The organism is Micromonospora sp. Utrum1, from assembly GCF_057197805.1.
Genome location: NZ_CM170071.1, coordinates 2,550,291 through 2,566,784 on the forward strand (window position 1 = coordinate 2,550,291; position 16,494 = coordinate 2,566,784).

Consider the following 16,494-nt stretch of genomic DNA (forward strand, 5'->3'; position numbering starts at 1 on the left):
CTTTGCTTGACCGGGCGGGTGACCGCCCGGCGGTGCGGGGCAGCCGGGGCCACGAGCCCCCGGTGACCGCGGAACAACTCCGGCCCCTCGGCCGGTTGGACAGGACGTCGGCCGGACGGCCGGCGCATCCCGGCGAGCGGTGAGGAGGCCGGTGTCCCACGATGTCGTCCCTCCGGTGGAGGGCACGGTGCACCCGACAGGTGACGCGGACGGCTCGGTGACCGAGCGGACCGGCAACCCGCCGGCGCCGCTGACCGGACCCGACGGGAAGGCCGACGGCGGGGCGGTCGTGGTGCCGTTCCCGACCGACGGCGCTGCGGACCCCTCGTCCGGCGGCGGCTTCGCCCTTTCCAACGCGCCGACCGGCCGCAGGGTGCGCGCCCGGCTGGCCCGGTTCAACGCGCCCTGGCAGACCTCGCAGGTCAGCGAGGTGCTGGAGCCGCTGATCGCCACCCACCGCGAGAACCACCCCAAGGCCGACGCCCGGCTGCTCCAGCGCGCCTTCGACACGGCCGCCCGCTGGCACTCGGGTCAGTACCGCAAGTCCGGCGACCCCTACATCACCCACCCGCTCGCGGTGGCAACCATCCTGGCCAACCTGGGCATGGACACCACCACGCTGGTCGCGGCCCTGCTGCACGACACGATCGAGGACACCGAGTACACCCTCGACCAGATGCGCGCCGACTTCGGCGGCGAGGTGGCCCTGCTGGTCGACGGCGTCACCAAGCTCGACAAGGTCAAGCTGGGCGACGCGGCCAAGGCGGAGACGATCCGCAAGATGGTCGTGGCCATGGCCAAGGACCCGCGGGTACTGGTGATCAAGCTGGCCGACCGGCTGCACAACATGCGTACCCTGACCTTCCTGCCCCGCCCCAAGCAGGAGCAGAAGGCCAAGGAGACGCTGGAGATCCTCGCCCCGCTGGCCCACCGCCTCGGTATGAACACGATCAAGTGGGAGCTGGAGGACCTCGCCTTCGGCACCCTGTTCCCGAAGCGGTTCGAGGAGATCAACCGCCTGATCGGCGAGCACCAGCCGCAGCGCGAGGCGCTGCTGCGCCAGGTGACCCAGAAGGTCTCCACCGACCTGAAGGCCGCCAAGATCAAGGCGGAGACCACCGGCCGGCCGAAGCACCTCTACTCGATCTACCAGAAGATGATCGTGCGGGGGCGCGACTTCAACGACATCTACGACCTGGTCGGGGTGCGGATCCTGGTCGACACGGTGCGGGACTGCTACGCGGCGCTGGGCGTCATCCACGCCAACTGGCAGCCGGTGCCGGGCCGGTTCAAGGACTACATCGCCATGCCCAAGTTCAACATGTACCAGTCGTTGCACACGACGGTCATCGGGCCCACCGGCAAGCCGGTGGAGATGCAGATCCGCACCTACGCGATGCACCGCACCGCCGAGTTCGGCATCGCCGCGCACTGGAAGTACAAGGAGCACAAGGGCACCCTGGTGGTCGGGCCGCCGGCGCACATCGACGAGATGACCTGGCTGCGCCAGCTGCTGGACTGGCAGCGGGAGGCGGCCGACCCGAGCGAGTTCCTCGACGCGCTCCGGTTCGACCTGTCCAGCCAGGAGGTGTACGTCTTCACCCCGAAGGGTGACGTCATCCCGCTGCCGACCGGGTCGACGCCGGTGGACTTCGCGTACGCGGTGCACACCGAGGTCGGGCACAAGTGCATCGGGGCCCGGGTCAACGGCAAGCTGGTGCCGCTGGAGTCGACGCTCTCCAACGGCGACGTGATCGAGATCTTCACCTCGAAGTCCGACACGGCCGGCCCGACGCAGGACTGGCTCGGCTTCGTTAAGAGCCCGCGCGCCCGCACCAAGATCCGCCAGTACTTCAACAAGGAGCGGCGCGAGGAGGCGATCGAGGCCGGCAAGGACTCGATCGTCAAGGCGATGCGCAAGCAGGGCATGCCGCTGCAGCGGATGCTCACCTCGGACGCGCTGATGGCGATCGCCCGGGACCTGCACCTGGCCGACGTGGCCTCGCTCTACGCGGCGGTCGGCGACAGCCAGGTCTCCGCCCAGTCGGTGGTGCAGAAGCTGATGGCCGCGTACGGCGGCGAGGAGGGCGCGGCGGAGGACATCGCCGAGACCGCCGTCGCCACCCGGCCGCCCCGCAGCCGGCAGAGCAGCAGCGACCCGGGCGTCGTCGTCCGGGGCGTCAGCGACGTCTGGATCAAGCTGGCGCGCTGCTGCACGCCGGTGCCGCCGGACGCCGTCTTCGGCTTCGTCACCCGGTCCGGCGGGGTGAGCGTGCACCGCGACGACTGCGCCAACGCGGAGGACCTGCGCGCGCAGAGCGAGCGGGTGGTCGAGGTGAGCTGGAAGCTCACCTCCGCCTCGACCTTCCTGGTGGCCATCCAGGTGGAGGCCCTCGATCGGCACAAGCTCCTCGCCGACGTCACCCGGGTGCTCTCCGACGAGCGGGTCAACATCCTCTCCGCGACCGTCACCACCACCCGGGACCGGGTGGCGGTGAGCCGGTTCAGCTTCGAGATGGCCGACCCGAAGCACCTGGGGCACCTGCTGGCCGCCGTCCGCAAGGTCGACGGTGTCTTCGACGCCTACCGGGTCACCTCCGGCGCCTGACCGCACGACGAGAAGCGCCCGCCGGCTCTCAGAGCCGGCGGGCGCTTTCTCGTCGTAGGGCTGTCAGCCCTGGATGTCGCTCATGCTCAGCTTGTTGATGACGATCTCCTTCTTCGGGTGACCGCCACCGGCCTGCTGGGCGAAGGCGCCGTCGTCACCGGCCGCGGCGACCTGCTTCACCAGGTCCATGCCGCCCGTGATGGTGCCCAGCACGGTGTAGTTCGGGTCGAGCTGGGAGTCGCCGTAGACGATGAAGAACTGGCTGCCGGTGCTGCCCGGCTGGCCCGAGTTGGCCATCGCGATGACGCCCTCCGGGTAGGCCGGCCGCTTGTCGGTGGGCAGGTTCTCCTCGGCCAGGTTGTAGCTCGGGCCGCCGGTGCCGTCGGTGTCCCGCCAGCCCTTGCCGGTGGCGCTCGGGTCGCCGCACTGGAGCACCTTGATGCCCTGGGTGACGAGCCGGTGGCACTTGGTGTTGTCGAAGAAGCCCTTGCTGGCCAGCTGGGTGAAGCTGCCGGCGGTGCAGGGCACCAGGCTCCGGTCGATCTTGGCGGTGATCGGGCCCAGGTTGGTGTCGATCGTCATCGTCTGGGTGCCCTTGTTGACCTGCTGGGCCGGGGGCAGCCCGACGTCCTTGATCTGCTTCGGCCGCCCCTCCTTGGGGACCTCGGTGAACGCGCACTGCACGTTGCCCGCGGTGGCGGCGGTGTTCTGCTTCTTGTCGTCACCTCCGAGCGAGGTGGCGAGCCAGACGGTGCCCGCCACCACGAGCACCAGCACGGCCGCGGCGCCGACGATGGCCTGGGTCTGCCGGCGCTTGCGGGCCTTGGCGGCGCGCTCGGCCATCTCCCGCTCGAGGCGGGCCCGCGCCGCCGCGCGCTGCCGCTCTCTCGTGGACGTCACGGTCACTCCTCACATGCTTCTCGGGTACGGCGTTGCTCGCCGCTGCTCAGGATGGGCGGCCGGATCAGCCGGCGCTGGGGCTCGCCGCCGGCGCGCTCGTGGCGGCCGGCGCGGCGTTAGGCTCGCCGACGGTGAGGCTCTGGATCACCACGTCCGTCTTCGGCTTGACCTTGGCCCCACTCCCATTGTCCACGGTCGGCAGGGCACCGATCTTCTCCACCACGTCGAGGCCGCCGGTGACCTTGCCGACGACCGTGTACGCCGGCTTGGCCGGGTTGAAGTCCTTGAAGAAGATCAGGAACTGGCTGCCGTTGCTGCCCGGCGGGTTGCCGATCATGGCAACCGTGCCCTTCGGGTACGCCGGGGGCTGCGCCGGCGCGGGCGAGGCGGACGGGCTGGCCTCCGGCGCGGTGGGGACGTTCTCGTCGTAGAACGAGTAGGTCGGGCCGCCGATGCCGCTGCCGCTCGGGTCGCCGCAGCGCAGCGCCCCCTCGGTGGTGATCTCGTGGCACTTGGTGTTGTCGTAGAACGACTTGCCGGCCAGGAACGAGATGCTGGCGGCGCCGCACGGGGCGGCGGCCAGGTCCAGGTCGGCGGTGATCGGGCCGCCCTGGTTGGTGGTGAGCGTCATGGTCCGGGTGCCGGCGGTCGGCAGGCCGGTGGTGGCCGGGGTGCCGACCTCCTTGAGGTTGGTGTTGGCCGTGGCGTCCTGCGGGGTCCAGAGGCAGACGTCCTCGGCCTCCTGCTTCTTCGGCTCGGAGTCGAAGGCGCCGAGCGCCCAGGCCGAACCGGCCACGATCAACGCGAGCACCACGGCGGCGCCGACACCGGCCTGGATCTGCCGGCGGCGCTTGGCGGCCGCGGCCCGCCGGGCGAGTTGCCGGTCGAGCTTGGCCCGCGCCAGTTTGCGCTGCCGGTCCCTGCTGGAAGCCACCCGTGCTCCCCTTCCTCTACCCTGGTCCTCGCCGACGCCGGGCGCTGCCACCCGTCTGCTGCGGGGGTGCGCCACGCCACACGCCCGCCAGAGTGTACGGGTACCGGCTGGGAAAGTGGTGTACGAGGTCCGGCCTCGGTTTATCGGGCGATGTCACTGTGCCGGGTGGGGCGACCGGGGCCGGTGGTCGGTGAAAGCCGGTGGCCCGTGCGACTAGGCTGCTGACAGGGACGACGAACCGGACGGAAGGGGAGCGGACGTGCTCGTGGCCGGCTTTCCCGCGGACGCCTTCGGCACCAACTGCTATGTGGTGGCGACCGCGCCGGGGGAGCAGTGCGTGGTGGTCGACCCCGGCATCGGGGTGCTCGACCGGCTCGACGCCGTGCTCGCCGAGCACCGCCTGCACCCGGCCGCCGTGCTGCTCACCCACGGCCACCTCGACCACACCTTCTCGGTGGCCCCGGTCTGCGGCGCGCGGGGCATCCCCGCCTACGTCCACCCGGAGGACCGGGAGCTGCTGGCCGACCCGGCCAAGGCGCTCTCGATGGACCTCACCCAGCTCTTCGGCGGGCGGCTGCCGTACGCCGAGCCGGAGGACGTGGCGGAGCTGACCGACGGCGCGACCCTGTCGCTGGCCGGGTTGGAGATCACCGTCGACCACACCCCCGGCCATACCGGCGGGTCGGTGCTGTTCCGGATGCCCGGCGCCGGCTCGCCCTGGGAGGCCGAGCAGATCTGCCTCTCCGGTGACGTGCTCTTCGCCGGCTCGATCGGCCGCACCGACCTGCCGGGCGGCAGCATGCCCTGCATGCTGGCCAGCCTCCGGGAGAAGGTTCTCCCGCTGGCCGACGACACCGTCGTCCTGCCCGGCCACGGCCCGCAGACCACCATCGGCCGCGAGCGCGCGACCAACCCGTACCTCGTCGAGGTGTCGGGGACCGGCGGCGCGCGCCCGGCCTCGCCCGCCCGCGGCCTGTAGCCCGGCCGCGATCACGACGCCCCCGCGCGGTCGGCGCGGGATCAAGGAGTACGCCATGAGCAAGCCCACGCCCATCTCCGGCTTCCCGGAGTGGACGCCCGCCCAGCGGATGATCGAGCAGTTCGTGCTCGACCGGATCCGCGCCACCTTCGAGCTGTACGGCTTCGCGCCGCTGGAGACCCGCTCGGTCGAGCCCCTGGACCAGCTGCTGCGCAAGGGGGAGACCTCGAAGGAGGTCTACGTGCTGCGCCGGCTCCAGGCCGACACCGACGGTCCGGCCGGCGACGACGCGCTCGGCCTGCACTTCGACCTGACCGTGCCGTTCGCCCGGTACGTGCTGGAGAACGCCGGCAAGCTCCAGTTCCCGTTCCGCCGCTACCAGATCCAGAAGGTGTGGCGGGGCGAGCGCCCGCAGGAGGGGCGCTACCGGGAGTTCCTCCAGGCCGACATCGACATCGTCGACCGTGACACTCTGCCGGCCCACTACGAGGCCGAGATGCCGCTGGTGATCGGCGACGCGCTGCGCTCGCTGCCGATCCCGCCGGTGCGGATCCAGGTCAACAACCGCAAGATCTGCGAGGGCTTCTACCGGGGCGTCGGGCTGACCGACCCGGAGGCGGCGCTGCGCGCGGTCGACAAGCTCGACAAGATCGGCCCGGCGCGGGTCGCCGAGCTGCTGGCGGAGACCGCCGGGGCGAGCGAGGCGCAGGCCAAGGCGTGCCTGTCCCTCGCCGAGATCTCCGCGCCGGACGCCTCGTTCGCCGACGCCGTGCGCGCCCTCGGGGTGACCGACCCGCTGCTCGACGAGGGCATCGCGGAGCTGACCGCGGTGGTGGAGACCGCCGCCGCGCACTCGCCCGGCCTCTGCGTCGCCGACCTGCGGATCGCCCGCGGCCTGGACTACTACACCGGCACGGTCTACGAGACGCAGATGATCGGCTACGAGCGGTTCGGTTCGGTCTGCTCCGGCGGCCGCTACGACAACCTGGCCAGCTCCGGCGCCGTCCGCTTCCCCGGGGTGGGCATCTCGATCGGGGTGACCCGGCTGCTCGGCCTGCTCTTCGGCGCCGGCGCGCTGTCGGTCTCCCGGGACGTGCCGACCTGCGTGCTGGTCGCGGTGACCACCGAGGAGGAGCGGGCGGCCAGCAACCGGGTGGCCGAGGCGCTGCGCTCCCGGGGCATCCCGACCGAGGTGTCGCCGAGCGCGGCCAAGTTCGGCAAGCAGATCCGGTACGCCGAGCGGCGTGGCATCCCGTACGTCTGGTTCCCGGGCGCCGAGGGTGACGAGGTGAAGGACATCCGCTCGGGCGAGCAGGTGGCCGCCGCGGCGGGGGAGTGGACGCCGCCCCGGGCCGACCTGAAGCCGCTGGTCGGACCGGCGACCGCTGGCGCCTGACGACGATTGGACCTACGGTGGCGTAAGTTACGCCACCGTAGGGAGATCGTCGTGACCGTGCTCAGCCAGACCGCTCTGCTCCTCGAACTCGAACCCGTGGTCGAGAAGAACCTCGACCGGCACCTCTCGCTGGCCAAGGAGTGGTTCCCGCACGAGTACGTGCCGTGGAGCGAGGGGCGCACCTTCGACGGCCCGCTCGGCGGAGAGCCCTGGGCCGAGAACGACTCGACGATCCCCGAGGTGGCCCGGACCGCGCTGATCGTCAACCTGCTCACCGAGGACAACCTGCCCTCGTACCACCACGAGATCGCGACGCTGTTCGGGCGGGACGGCGCCTGGGGGACCTGGGTGCACCGGTGGACCGCAGAGGAGGGGCGGCACGGCACGGCGATCCGTGACTACCTCACGGTGACCCGGGCGGTCGACCCGGTGGCCCTGGAACGGGCCCGGATGATCCACATGTCGGCGGGCTACGTCAACACCCACGACGACGAGGTGCTGCACTCGCTGGCGTATGTCTCGTTCCAGGAGCTGGCCACCCGGATCTCGCACCGCAACACGGGCCGGGCGACCGGCGACCCCGCCTGCGAGGCGTTGCTGGCCCGGGTGGCCGCCGACGAGAACCTGCACATGGTCTTCTACCGCAACCTGCTCGGCGCGGCCTTCGAACTGGCCCCGAACCAGGCCATGCGGGCCGTGGCCGACGTGCTCGCCGACTTCCAGATGCCGGGCGTCGGCATCGACGGCTTCGCCCGCAAGTCGGTGGCGATCGCCCTGGCCGGCATCTACGACCTGCGCCAGCACCGGGACGAGGTGGTGGTCCCGGTGCTGCGCCAGTGGAACCTGTTCGAGGCGACCGGCCTGGACGCCGACGGCGAGGCCGCCCGCGACGAGATCGCCGCCCACCTGGACGTTCTGGAGACCCAGGCGTCCCGGTTCGAGGAGAAGCGCGCCGCCCGCGCCGCCCGCCTGGCCACCCCCCGCTGACCCACCGCTGTCCCGCCCCCGCCCCCGCGATCTTGCACTTGCTGCCCTGGCAAAAGCCGTGATTCGGACCCTCCATGGGCCGAAACTGCAAGATCGCGGGGGGCTAGAGGGCTGGGCTGGGGCGGGTGGGGGGCTCAGGCTGGTTGGTCGAGGGGGAACAGCAGGCAGCTTGACGTGGCGTGGGCGATCAGGCGGTCCCGGCCGTCGGTCAGTCGAGCCTCGGCGAGGGCGGTGCGGCGGCCACGCTGGAGCACCGTGCCCTCGCAGCGCAGGGTGCCGCTGGCGACCGTGACCGGGCGGAGGAACTTCACGTTCAGGTCCAGCGAGGTGTAGCCGACGCCGGCCGGCAGGGTGGTGTGCACGGCGCAGGCGGCGGCGGTGTCCAGCAGGGTGGAGAGGACTCCACCGTGCACGGTGCCCAGCGGGTTGTAGTGGAACTCCTGCGGCACCAGCTCGACGACGACGCGGCCCTCGTCCGCCTCCATCCGCGCCATGTCGATCAGGTGCATGACCGGCGGTGCGGCCAGTTCCCCGGCGATCATCGCGCGCAGCAGCTCCAGGCCGCCGCGCCGGCCGATGTGGGCGGCCCCGGCGACCGGGTCGGACCAGGTGAAGGTACGGGTGCGTTCCTGCGTCTGCGTCATGGACTCAGCCTCGCGTGTGTTGCTGAGTCTGTCAATCAGACCTAGCCTGTCGGCATGAGACCCGCGGCACTGGACTGGTCGGTGGAGAACTGCACGATCGCCCGCGCCATGGAGGTCCTCGGCGAGCGGTGGACCATGGTCGTGCTGCGCGAGGTCTTCAGCGGCGTACGCCGCTTCGACGACATGCGGGTGCGCACCGGCATTCCCCGGCAGGTGCTCACCAACCGGCTGGCCATGCTGGTCGAGCAGGGGGTGCTGCGCCGGGAGCCCTACCGGGAGCCGGGCAGCCGGCTGCGGCACGAGTACCGGCTCACCGACAAGGGGCTCGACCTCTGGCCGGTGCTGGTGGCGGTGCTCGGGTGGGGCGACCGCTACCTGGCCGACCCGGACGGCTCGCCGCTCACCGTCGCCCACCGCGACTGCGGTGCCGAGGTCCGGATGGGGCTGCGCTGCGCCGAGGGGCACGAGGTGACCGACACGCGCGACGTGGTGCCGCGCCCGGGCCCGGGCGCCCGCCGCCGCGCCTGAGCGCGCGGCCGGCTCTGACAGCCGGTGTCGATGATGTTGCGTCGCGGTTACATCGAGCGGCCGTGCGAATTCGGGCAAAGGCACGTCTTGCTCATGATCTTAAATATGTGAATACTTTGGTCACCCGGCCGGTTTCCCCAGGTCGGCCGGGTTGTCCCCGGGCGCGTCCCCGTGACAGTGCCCGTCACCCCCATCCGGAGGTTGTTACATGCGACCCACGAGGTCAATGCTCCGCCGCGCCGCCGTCGTCGCCATGGCCGGCACCCTGGTCACTGGCTCGCTGCTCGGCGCACCCGCCCAGGCGGCCCCCGCCTCGCCCGCCTCGCCCGACGCCGCCACCGCCCTCGCCACGAAGCTCGGTGACCGCGCGGCCGGCGCGTACGCCGACAGCAGCGGCACCATGGTCGTCGCGGTGACCGACGCGGCGGCCGCCCGCCAGGTCCGTGCCGCCGGCGCCACCCCGAAGCTCGTCACGCGGGGCGCCGACAAGCTCGCGGCGGCCACCAACGAGCTGGAGCGGTCCGCCAAGATTCCCGGCACCGCCTGGTGGATCGACCCGGCCACCAACCAGGTCGTGGTTTCCGTGGACAGCACCGTCACCGGCGCCAAGCTGGACAAGGTCAAGGCGGCGGTGGCCCGCACCGGCGGCGCCACCCGGATCGTGTCCGAGCCCGGCGTGCTCAGCAAGCGCCTCTCCGGCGGCCAGGCCATCTACACCGGCGGTTACCGCTGCTCGCTGGGCTTCAACGTCCGCAGCGGCAGCACGTACTACTTCCTCACCGCCGGGCACTGCACCAACCTGGGCTCGACCTGGTACTCGAACTCCAGCCAGACCACGGTGCTGGGCAGCCGGGCCGGTACCAGCTTCCCGGGCAACGACTACGGCATCGTGCGCTACACCAACGGCAGCACGCCGCCCGGCAACGTCTACCTCTACAACGGCAGCTACCAGGACATCACCACCGCCGGCAACGCGTACGTCGGCCAGAGCGTCCGGCGTAGCGGCAGCACCACCGGCGTGCACAGCGGCAGCGTGTCGGCCACCGGCGCGACGGTGAACTACGCCGAGGGCAGCGTGTCCGGCCTGATCCGGACCAACGTCTGCGCCGAGGGTGGCGACAGCGGTGGCTCGCTCTTCGCCGGCAGCACCGCGCTGGGCCTCACCTCCGGCGGCAGCGGCAACTGCTCCTCCGGCGGCACCACCTACTTCCAGCCGGTCACCGAGCCGCTCAGCGTCTACGGCGTGAGCGTCTACTGATCGACCGCACGCGAACGGGCCGCCGGGGAACCGGCGGCCCGTCCCGCGTTCGTGGATCACCGGACTGACCGCCGCCGGTCGGGGTACGTTCCGCCCGGTGAGCGCCCCCGTGACCACCTCGACCGCGCAGCCGGCCTCCGCCTGGGCGCCGCTGCGGATCGCCGCGTTCCGAAGCCTCTGGCTGGCGGTGCTGGTGAGCAACGTCGGCACCTGGATGCAGACCGTCGGCGCCCAGTGGCTGCTGGTCGACCAGCCCAACGCCCCGACCCTGGTCTCCCTCGTGCAGACCGCCAGCCTGCTGCCGGTGCTGCTGCTGGCCCTGCCGGCGGGCGCCCTCGCCGACACCTTCGACCGGCGGCGCCTGCTGATCGCCGTGCAGGGCTTCCTGGCTGCCGTCGGCGTGCTACTCACCGCGCTGACCGCGGCCGGCCGGATGCCGCCGGCCCTGCTGCTCACGCTCACCTTCGGCCTCGGCGTCGGGCAGGCGCTCACGCTGCCGGCCTGGCAGGCGGTGATCCCCGAGCTGGTGCCCCGGGCGCAGCTCGTCTCCGCCTCGGCGCTCGGCTCGATCAGCGTCAACCTGGCCCGCTCGGTCGGGCCTGCCGTGGCCGGCGTGCTGGTGGCCCGGGCCGGCGTGGCGGTGGTCTTCGCGGTCAACGCCGCCTCGTTCGCGGTCTTCGCGTTGGCGCTGCTGCGCTGGCGGCCCGAGCGGCCGGAGACCGAACCGGCGCCGGAGCGGTTCAGCGCTGCGCTACGCGCCGGCGGCCGGTACGTCCGGCACTCCCCGGTGGTGCGCCGGATCCTGCTGCGGGCCGCCCTGTTCGTGGTGCCGGGCAGCGCGCTGTGGGCCCTGCTGCCGCTGGTCGCCAGCCGCCGGCTCGGCCTGGGCGCCGGCGGGTACGGCGTGCTGCTCGGCGCGCTCGGCGTAGGCGCGGTGGCCGGCGCCCTGGTCCTGCCCCGGGTCCGTCTGGTGCTCTCCAGCAACCGGCTGCTGCTCCTCGCCGGCCTGCTCTACGCCGGGGTGCTGCTGGTGCTCGCGCTCGTGCCGGCGCCGGCCGCGGCGGTGGCCGCGCTGGTGCCCGCCGGGCTGGCCTGGATGACCGTGCTGTCCAGCGTCAACGCCGCCATGCAGCTCTTCCTCCCCGGCTGGGTACGCGCCCGCGGCCTGTCGGTCTACCAGATGGTCTTCGCCGGCGGGCAGGCGCTCGGCGCGGTCGCCTGGGGCGCTCTCGGTGAGCTCACCGGCCTGGTCGGCGCGCTCACCGCGGCCGCCGTGGTGATGGCGGTCGGCGCGCTCAGCGTGCTGCTCTGGCCGCTGCGGGAGACCCGGGGCGTGAACCGCGACCCGGCGATCTACTGGCCCGAGCCGAACCTGGCCCTGGAGCCGCACCCGCGCGGCGGCCCGGTGCTGGTCACCGTCTCCTACACCGTCCGCCCCGAGCGGCACGCCGAGTTCGTCGAGGCGATGCGTGCGGTCGGTCGGTCCCGGCGGCGGACCGGGGCGATGCGGTGGGGGCTGTTCCGGGCCGGGGAGCGGACGCACGGCTTCGTCGAGGTCTACCAGGTGCCGTCCTGGGAGGAGCACCTGCGCCAGCACGGCGGCCGGCTCACCGGGGCGGACCGGGCGGTCGAGGAGCGGGCCCGGGCGCTCGCCGAGGACGACGTGCGGGTCAACCACCTGTTCCCGGCCGACCCGGACTGACCGGCGGCCCGCCCGTCCGGGCCGGGTCCGCCACCGGCGGGTCCGGTCGCCGCGCCGACCAGCGGCGGTGTGCCCGGCGGGCGGAGAGGACGGCGGCCAGCGGCCAGAGCGCGACGGCCAGCGCGGCCACCCGCTCGGCCAGCCCGGTCCGCGACCCGCCGGTCACCTCGACGACGAACCAGCCGAAGAGGAGCAGCAGCAGCGCGGTCACGGCCAGCGCCACCGGCCGGCGGAACGCCCACGGCGGCGTGCCGGCGGGCGACGCGGCCACGTCGCGCCGGACGGCCCGGGGCAGCCGCAGCGCCGACCCGGCCGGCCAGAGCGACAGGGCGAGCACCGCGACCGTGGCCACCGTCCCGTGCGCCGGGGAACCGCCGACCTGCGGCCGGGGGAAGGCGATCAGCGCGATGGTGGCCATCCCGCCGACGGCGAGCAGGAACCGGCTGGGCAGCCCGGCCGCGTGCAGGACCAGCGCGGTGCCCAGGTAGCAGCAGCCGAGCAGCACCAGGCAGCCCGCCATCAGCCACGAGTCGGTCGCGCCCTTCCCGGCCAGTTCGCTGATGGTGTCGCGCACCGGGTCGTAGCCGGGCGGCTGCCGGGCGCCCGCCACGGTCCAGCCCGCCACCAGCAGGACGGGCGCCGCCGCGGCCGTGGCAACGGCCCAGCTCGGTACGGCACGCACCCGGCCACGGTATCCGCCCGGCCGGGTCGCGGCCCGCGGTTCGCCGCTGTCCGGACCGGCCGGACCGGCGGGTGCCCGGGAGCCGGCCCGCCCGCCCTGACAGAATGCGGGAAGCAGACGTGGACCAGATGAGGAGACGCAAGCCGTGATCCGTACCCACAATGCCGGAAGCCTGCGCGCCGCGGACGCCGGCTCGACGGTGACGCTCGCCGGGTGGGTGGCCCGCCGGCGCGACCACGGCGGTGTCATCTTCGTCGACCTGCGCGACGCCTCCGGCGTCGTGCAGGTGGTCTTCCGCGAGGAGGACGCGCACGCGCTGCGCAACGAGTTCTGCGTCAAGGTGACCGGCGAGGTGACCCGCCGCCCCGAGGGCAACGAGAACCCGGACCTGCCGACCGGCGAGGTCGAGGTGACCGCGACCGCGCTGGAGGTGCTCTCCGAGGCCGCGCCGCTGCCGCTGCCGGTCGACGACCAGATCGAGGCCGGCGACGACATCCGGCTCAAGTACCGCTACCTCGACCTGCGCCGCGGCGGCCCGGCGAAGGCCATGCGGCTGCGCTCGCGGGCCAACCAGCTCGCCCGCACGGTGCTGCACGAGCGGGACTTCCTGGAGATCGAGACCCCGACGCTGACCCGCTCCACCCCGGAGGGCGCCCGCGACTTCCTGGTCCCGGTGCGCCTCCAGCCTGGCAGCTGGTACGCGCTGCCGCAGTCGCCGCAGCTGTTCAAGCAGCTGCTCATGGTCGGCGGCATGGAGCGCTACTACCAGATCGCCCGCTGCTACCGCGACGAGGACTTCCGCGCCGACCGGCAGCCGGAGTTCACCCAGCTCGACATCGAGATGTCCTTCGTCACCGAGGACGACGTGATCGACCTCGGCGAGGCGATCGTCGCGGCGCTCTGGTCCGACCTGGCCGGTTACGAGATCCCCCGGCCGATCCCGCGGATCACCTGGCACGACGCCATGTCCCGGTACGGCTCCGACAAGCCCGACCTGCGTTACGGCGTCGAGCTGACCGAGCTGACCGACTACCTGCGCGGCACCGAGTTCCGGGTCTTCGCCGGCGCGATCGACGCGGGCGGCTACGTGGGCGCGGTGGTCATGCCGGGCGGCGCGAGCCAGACCCGCAAGGAGCTGGACGGCTGGCAGGACTGGGCCAAGGCGCGTGGCGCGCGGGGCCTGGCGTACGTGGTGCTCGACGCGGAGACCGGCGAGCCGCGGGGCCCGGTGGCCAAGAACCTGTCCGAGGCGCACCTGGCCGGCCTGGCCGACGCGGTCGGCGCGAAGCCGGGCGACGCCGTCTTCTTCGCCGCCGGCACCGACGCCCGGGAGGCGCAGGAGCTGCTCGGCGCCGCCCGGGTCGAGATCGCCAAGCGGGCCAAGCTGGTCGACGAGAGCGCCTGGGCGTTCTGCTGGGTGGTCGACGCGCCCATGTTCGAGAAGACGGACGAGGGTGGCTGGACCGCCGTGCACCACCCGTTCACCTCGCCGAACGCCGACTGGGTGGACCGGTTCGAGGAGGCGCCGGACCGGGCGCTGGCCTACGCGTACGACATCGTCTGTAACGGCAACGAGATCGGCGGCGGCTCGATCCGTATCCACCGCGGCGACGTGCAGCAGCGGGTCTTCGACCTGCTCGGCATCACCGCCGAGGAGGCGCAGGACAAGTTCGGCTTCCTGCTGGAGGCGTTCAAGTACGGCGCCCCGCCGCACGGCGGCATCGCCTTCGGCTGGGACCGGGTCTGCATGCTGCTGGCCGGCGCCGACTCGATCCGCGAGGTCATCGCCTTCCCGAAGACCCGCGGCGGCTTCGACCCGCTGACCGGCGCGCCGACGCCGATCACCGCCCAGCAGCGCGCCGAGGCCGGTATCGACGCCAAGCCGAAGGCGCCGACCGGCCCGCACGCCGGCACCGCCGGCCCGGCCGCCCCGGTGGCCGACCCGACCTGATCCGCCGCTCCTCGCCGTCGATCATGAGGTTGGCTCGGGACCGCTCCGGCGTGTCGCGCCGCCGGCCTCATGATCGACGCGTACGAGGGGTGGGTGGAATGACGCAGCGACGCGCTCAGGTGCTGCGCAGTCGAGGGGCTGTGAGCGCCCAGTAGCTCAGGATGGCCGGCGTGCGGCGTGGGTCCGGATGAGTCCCTCGACGCCGCGGAGGAAGGTCTCGGAGATCAGCGCAGGGTCGAAGAGGCAGCCGGCCGCCATGGCACCGTCGCGGAGCATGACGAAATGCCGCGCGGCGGACTCGGCCTCGCTTTCCTGGATGCTCGCCAGCAAGGTGTTGACCGTGTCGAGGAACCACTGCCGATGCCGTGAGGACGGCTTGGTGCACGGGATGGTCGGGGTCGGGATACTCCGCCACGGCGTTCAAGGAGGCGCAGCCGCGGAAGCCGGCGGACCGGATGTCCCGGGCGATCGACTCCGCAACGGCCCGGACGCGCCGCGAAGGCGAACTGACATGGAGAACACGACCTACGACGTGGTCGTCATCGGCTCGGGACCGCGTCGCCGAGATGTCGCCGCTGGTGGCGTCCGGTCACGCCTCGGAGTCGCGATCGCCGGATGCCTCCCGCGCGATCGGCGAGGCGGAAGACTCCAGCGGCCCTCCCCGGGTCCGCAGCGCGTCGAGTAGCGCGACCAGGGCCAGCACTCCGGCCACCACGCTCAGCCCGACCATCGGTGCCCAGCGGGCCAACGCCGGCGTGAACAGCAGCAGGGCCACCAGGCCGATCACCCGGGATCGGGATACCCGGTCGAAGATCTCGTACTCCAGCAGCGTACGGCCGACGAGGAAGAGCACCGGACCGCCTACCACGAACAGGAGCCAACTGGGCCGCGGCGGCCCGTACGGATGATCGATCACCAGCTCGTAGCCGACCGCGGTGACGAGCACGCCGAGCACGATCAGCAGATGCGTCCGTTCCGACACGGTGCCCAGCCGGCCGGGCATACCCGCCCGACCCAACGCCTCGGTCAGCAGCAGACCGGCACGGTGGAAGTAGATCCGCCAGAGCAGCGCGCTGGTGGCGAACGCGACCCCGAAGGCCGCTGCCCGCACCGAGGAGTAGGCCGTGCCGCCGAAAACCATGCTGATCACCAAGATCGTCTCACCGAGCGCGACGAGGAACATCTGCTGGTGACGGTCGGCAAGATGCGTCCCAGCGATCCGCCAGCGGTGCACCGCAGCGGCCCCGAGCCACGGCAGCGGCCAGCCTAGGGCCCACGCGAGGTAGTCGACAGCGAGGGCGGCAGCCCACAGCGGCAGACGAAGTGGTTCGGGGCCCCACGCGCCGACCAGCCAGAGCGGCGCGCTCGCCGCAGCCCACGCGGCGAGCCGGAACGGCACCAGACGTCGCGGATGGCCACGCAGCGCGGCGGCGACGACCAGCGGCCGCACCACCATCACCAGCAGGTACGCGGCCGCGAACGGCAGCGCTCGCTCCTCCATCGCGCGTGGCAGTGTCACCGCCATGACCAGGCCGGCGAGCATGGTGCCGACCACGACAGCCTGGATGATCGACCGCTCCGGTTCGTAGCGACTGGTGATCCAGGTGGTGTGTGACCAGATCAGCCAGAGCGCCAAGAAGAGCAGCAGGGTACGACCGAGCCCCGCGACGAGCGCCCAGCCGGTGTCATCGCTCAGGTCGACGAATCGTTGCGTGACCCGGGTGAGGGCCACAACGAAGGCCAGGTCGAAGAAGAGCTCCAGGAACGTGGCGCGACCCGAACTCGTGGGAGGGCGCAGCAGGTCGGCACCGCGTCCCGCCGCCATCGTCTGCCTCCGTCCACCCTCGTCGCACCAACGAGCGAGCCGCCGGAGACGTCGCGTCAGCCTGGCCGCCCCGGTGAACGACCCGACCTGATCCTGAGTT

General features: G+C 72.5%; 14 protein-coding genes. 8 read left to right on the top strand and 6 right to left on the bottom strand.

The genetic code is table 11. The features are described 5' to 3' along the window. Window positions 1-175 precede the first annotated feature (175 nt). Entirely contained in the window at window positions 176-2,608 is a 2,433-nt protein-coding gene (locus AC0OLQ_RS12250; RefSeq protein ID WP_357333322.1) for a RelA/SpoT family protein, read from the top strand. A gap of 63 nt (window positions 2,609-2,671) precedes the next feature. Here AC0OLQ_RS12250 and AC0OLQ_RS12255 read toward each other — a convergent pair whose 3' ends face one another. Both AC0OLQ_RS12255 and AC0OLQ_RS12260 read right to left on the bottom strand, forming a co-directional pair. Continuing rightward, a complete protein-coding gene (locus AC0OLQ_RS12255) occupies window positions 2,672-3,508 on the bottom strand; it encodes a peptidylprolyl isomerase (protein ID WP_484531418.1) in 837 nt (278 codons plus the stop codon). Window positions 3,509-3,572: 64 nt separating this feature from the next. Next, window positions 3,573-4,442 (bottom strand): peptidylprolyl isomerase, encoded by an 870-nt coding sequence (locus tag AC0OLQ_RS12260; protein ID WP_357332914.1) that lies wholly within the window; start codon window positions 4,440-4,442, stop codon window positions 3,573-3,575. A 259-nt stretch (window positions 4,443-4,701) separates the two neighbouring features. On the opposite strand from AC0OLQ_RS12260, the gene AC0OLQ_RS12265 reads away from it, so the two are divergent. From AC0OLQ_RS12265 to AC0OLQ_RS12275, 3 genes are read left to right on the top strand one after another with little or no spacing between them, the layout of a single operon-like run. Beyond that, entirely contained in the window at window positions 4,702-5,421 is a 720-nt protein-coding gene (locus tag AC0OLQ_RS12265) for an MBL fold metallo-hydrolase (RefSeq protein WP_484531419.1), read from the top strand. A gap of 55 nt (window positions 5,422-5,476) precedes the next feature. Further along, the gene (hisS, locus tag AC0OLQ_RS12270) at window positions 5,477-6,817 is read left to right on the top strand and encodes a histidine--tRNA ligase (protein ID WP_484531420.1); all 1,341 of its coding nucleotides are present in this window, start codon (window positions 5,477-5,479) and stop codon (window positions 6,815-6,817) included. A gap of 51 nt (window positions 6,818-6,868) precedes the next feature. Next, on the top strand, window positions 6,869-7,804 hold the full coding sequence (locus AC0OLQ_RS12275; RefSeq protein WP_484531421.1) for an acyl-ACP desaturase: 936 nt from the start codon (window positions 6,869-6,871) through the stop codon (window positions 7,802-7,804). 134 nt (window positions 7,805-7,938) lie between these two features. Here the strand turns inward: AC0OLQ_RS12275 and AC0OLQ_RS12280 are convergent, their stop codons facing one another. Next, complete coding sequence (locus AC0OLQ_RS12280) at window positions 7,939-8,448, bottom strand: PaaI family thioesterase (protein ID WP_357332910.1); 510 nt, start codon at window positions 8,446-8,448, stop codon at window positions 7,939-7,941. Between the two features lie 54 nt (window positions 8,449-8,502). On the opposite strand from AC0OLQ_RS12280, the gene AC0OLQ_RS12285 reads away from it, so the two are divergent. From AC0OLQ_RS12285 to AC0OLQ_RS12295, 3 genes are all read left to right on the top strand, one after another. Then, window positions 8,503-8,976 (top strand): winged helix-turn-helix transcriptional regulator, encoded by a 474-nt coding sequence (locus AC0OLQ_RS12285; protein ID WP_484531422.1) that lies wholly within the window; start codon window positions 8,503-8,505, stop codon window positions 8,974-8,976. A 208-nt stretch (window positions 8,977-9,184) separates the two neighbouring features. Beyond that, window positions 9,185-10,234 carry a S1 family peptidase gene (locus AC0OLQ_RS12290; protein WP_357332908.1) on the top strand — a complete coding sequence of 350 codons (1,050 nt, stop codon included), beginning with the start codon at window positions 9,185-9,187 and terminating at the stop codon, window positions 10,232-10,234. Window positions 10,235-10,331: 97 nt separating this feature from the next. Further along, window positions 10,332-11,936 (top strand): MFS transporter, encoded by a 1,605-nt coding sequence (locus AC0OLQ_RS12295; RefSeq protein WP_484531423.1) that lies wholly within the window; start codon window positions 10,332-10,334, stop codon window positions 11,934-11,936. On the opposite strand, the gene AC0OLQ_RS12300 is transcribed toward AC0OLQ_RS12295, so the two are convergent. Next, window positions 11,905-12,618, bottom strand: coding sequence for a DUF998 domain-containing protein (locus tag AC0OLQ_RS12300; RefSeq protein WP_484531424.1), 714 nt, complete (start codon window positions 12,616-12,618; stop codon window positions 11,905-11,907). The genes AC0OLQ_RS12295 and AC0OLQ_RS12300 overlap by 32 nt on opposite strands. Window positions 12,619-12,763: 145 nt before the next feature. Between AC0OLQ_RS12300 and aspS the strand changes: the two genes are divergently transcribed. Further along, a complete protein-coding gene (gene aspS, locus AC0OLQ_RS12305; RefSeq protein WP_484531425.1) occupies window positions 12,764-14,569 on the top strand; it encodes an aspartate--tRNA ligase in 1,806 nt (601 codons plus the stop codon). A gap of 156 nt (window positions 14,570-14,725) precedes the next feature. Here aspS and AC0OLQ_RS12310 read toward each other — a convergent pair whose 3' ends face one another. Both AC0OLQ_RS12310 and AC0OLQ_RS12315 read right to left on the bottom strand, forming a co-directional pair. Beyond that, window positions 14,726-14,899: a hypothetical protein gene (locus AC0OLQ_RS12310; RefSeq protein WP_357332904.1), complete on the bottom strand. Its 174-nt coding sequence runs from the start codon at window positions 14,897-14,899 to the stop codon at window positions 14,726-14,728. Window positions 14,900-15,158: 259 nt separating this feature from the next. Further along, window positions 15,159-16,394 carry a low temperature requirement protein A gene (locus AC0OLQ_RS12315; protein ID WP_484531426.1) on the bottom strand — a complete coding sequence of 412 codons (1,236 nt, stop codon included), beginning with the start codon at window positions 16,392-16,394 and terminating at the stop codon, window positions 15,159-15,161. Window positions 16,395-16,494: the final 100 nt, after the last annotated feature.

What these genes read in the sequence shown, in the direction of transcription:
- AC0OLQ_RS12285 (WP_484531422.1), top strand. Translation starts at nt 8,503, where the DNA reads ATGAGACCCGCGGCACTGGACTGGTCGGTGGAGAACTGCACGATCGCC.
- AC0OLQ_RS12290 (WP_357332908.1), top strand. Translation starts at nt 9,185, where the DNA reads ATGCGACCCACGAGGTCAATGCTCCGCCGCGCCGCCGTCGTCGCCATG.
- hisS (WP_484531420.1), top strand. Translation starts at nt 5,477, where the DNA reads ATGAGCAAGCCCACGCCCATCTCCGGCTTCCCGGAGTGGACGCCCGCC.
- AC0OLQ_RS12280 (WP_357332910.1), bottom strand. Translation starts at nt 8,448, where the DNA reads ATGACGCAGACGCAGGAACGCACCCGTACCTTCACCTGGTCCGACCCG.
- AC0OLQ_RS12315 (WP_484531426.1), bottom strand. Translation starts at nt 16,394, where the DNA reads ATGGCGGCGGGACGCGGTGCCGACCTGCTGCGCCCTCCCACGAGTTCG.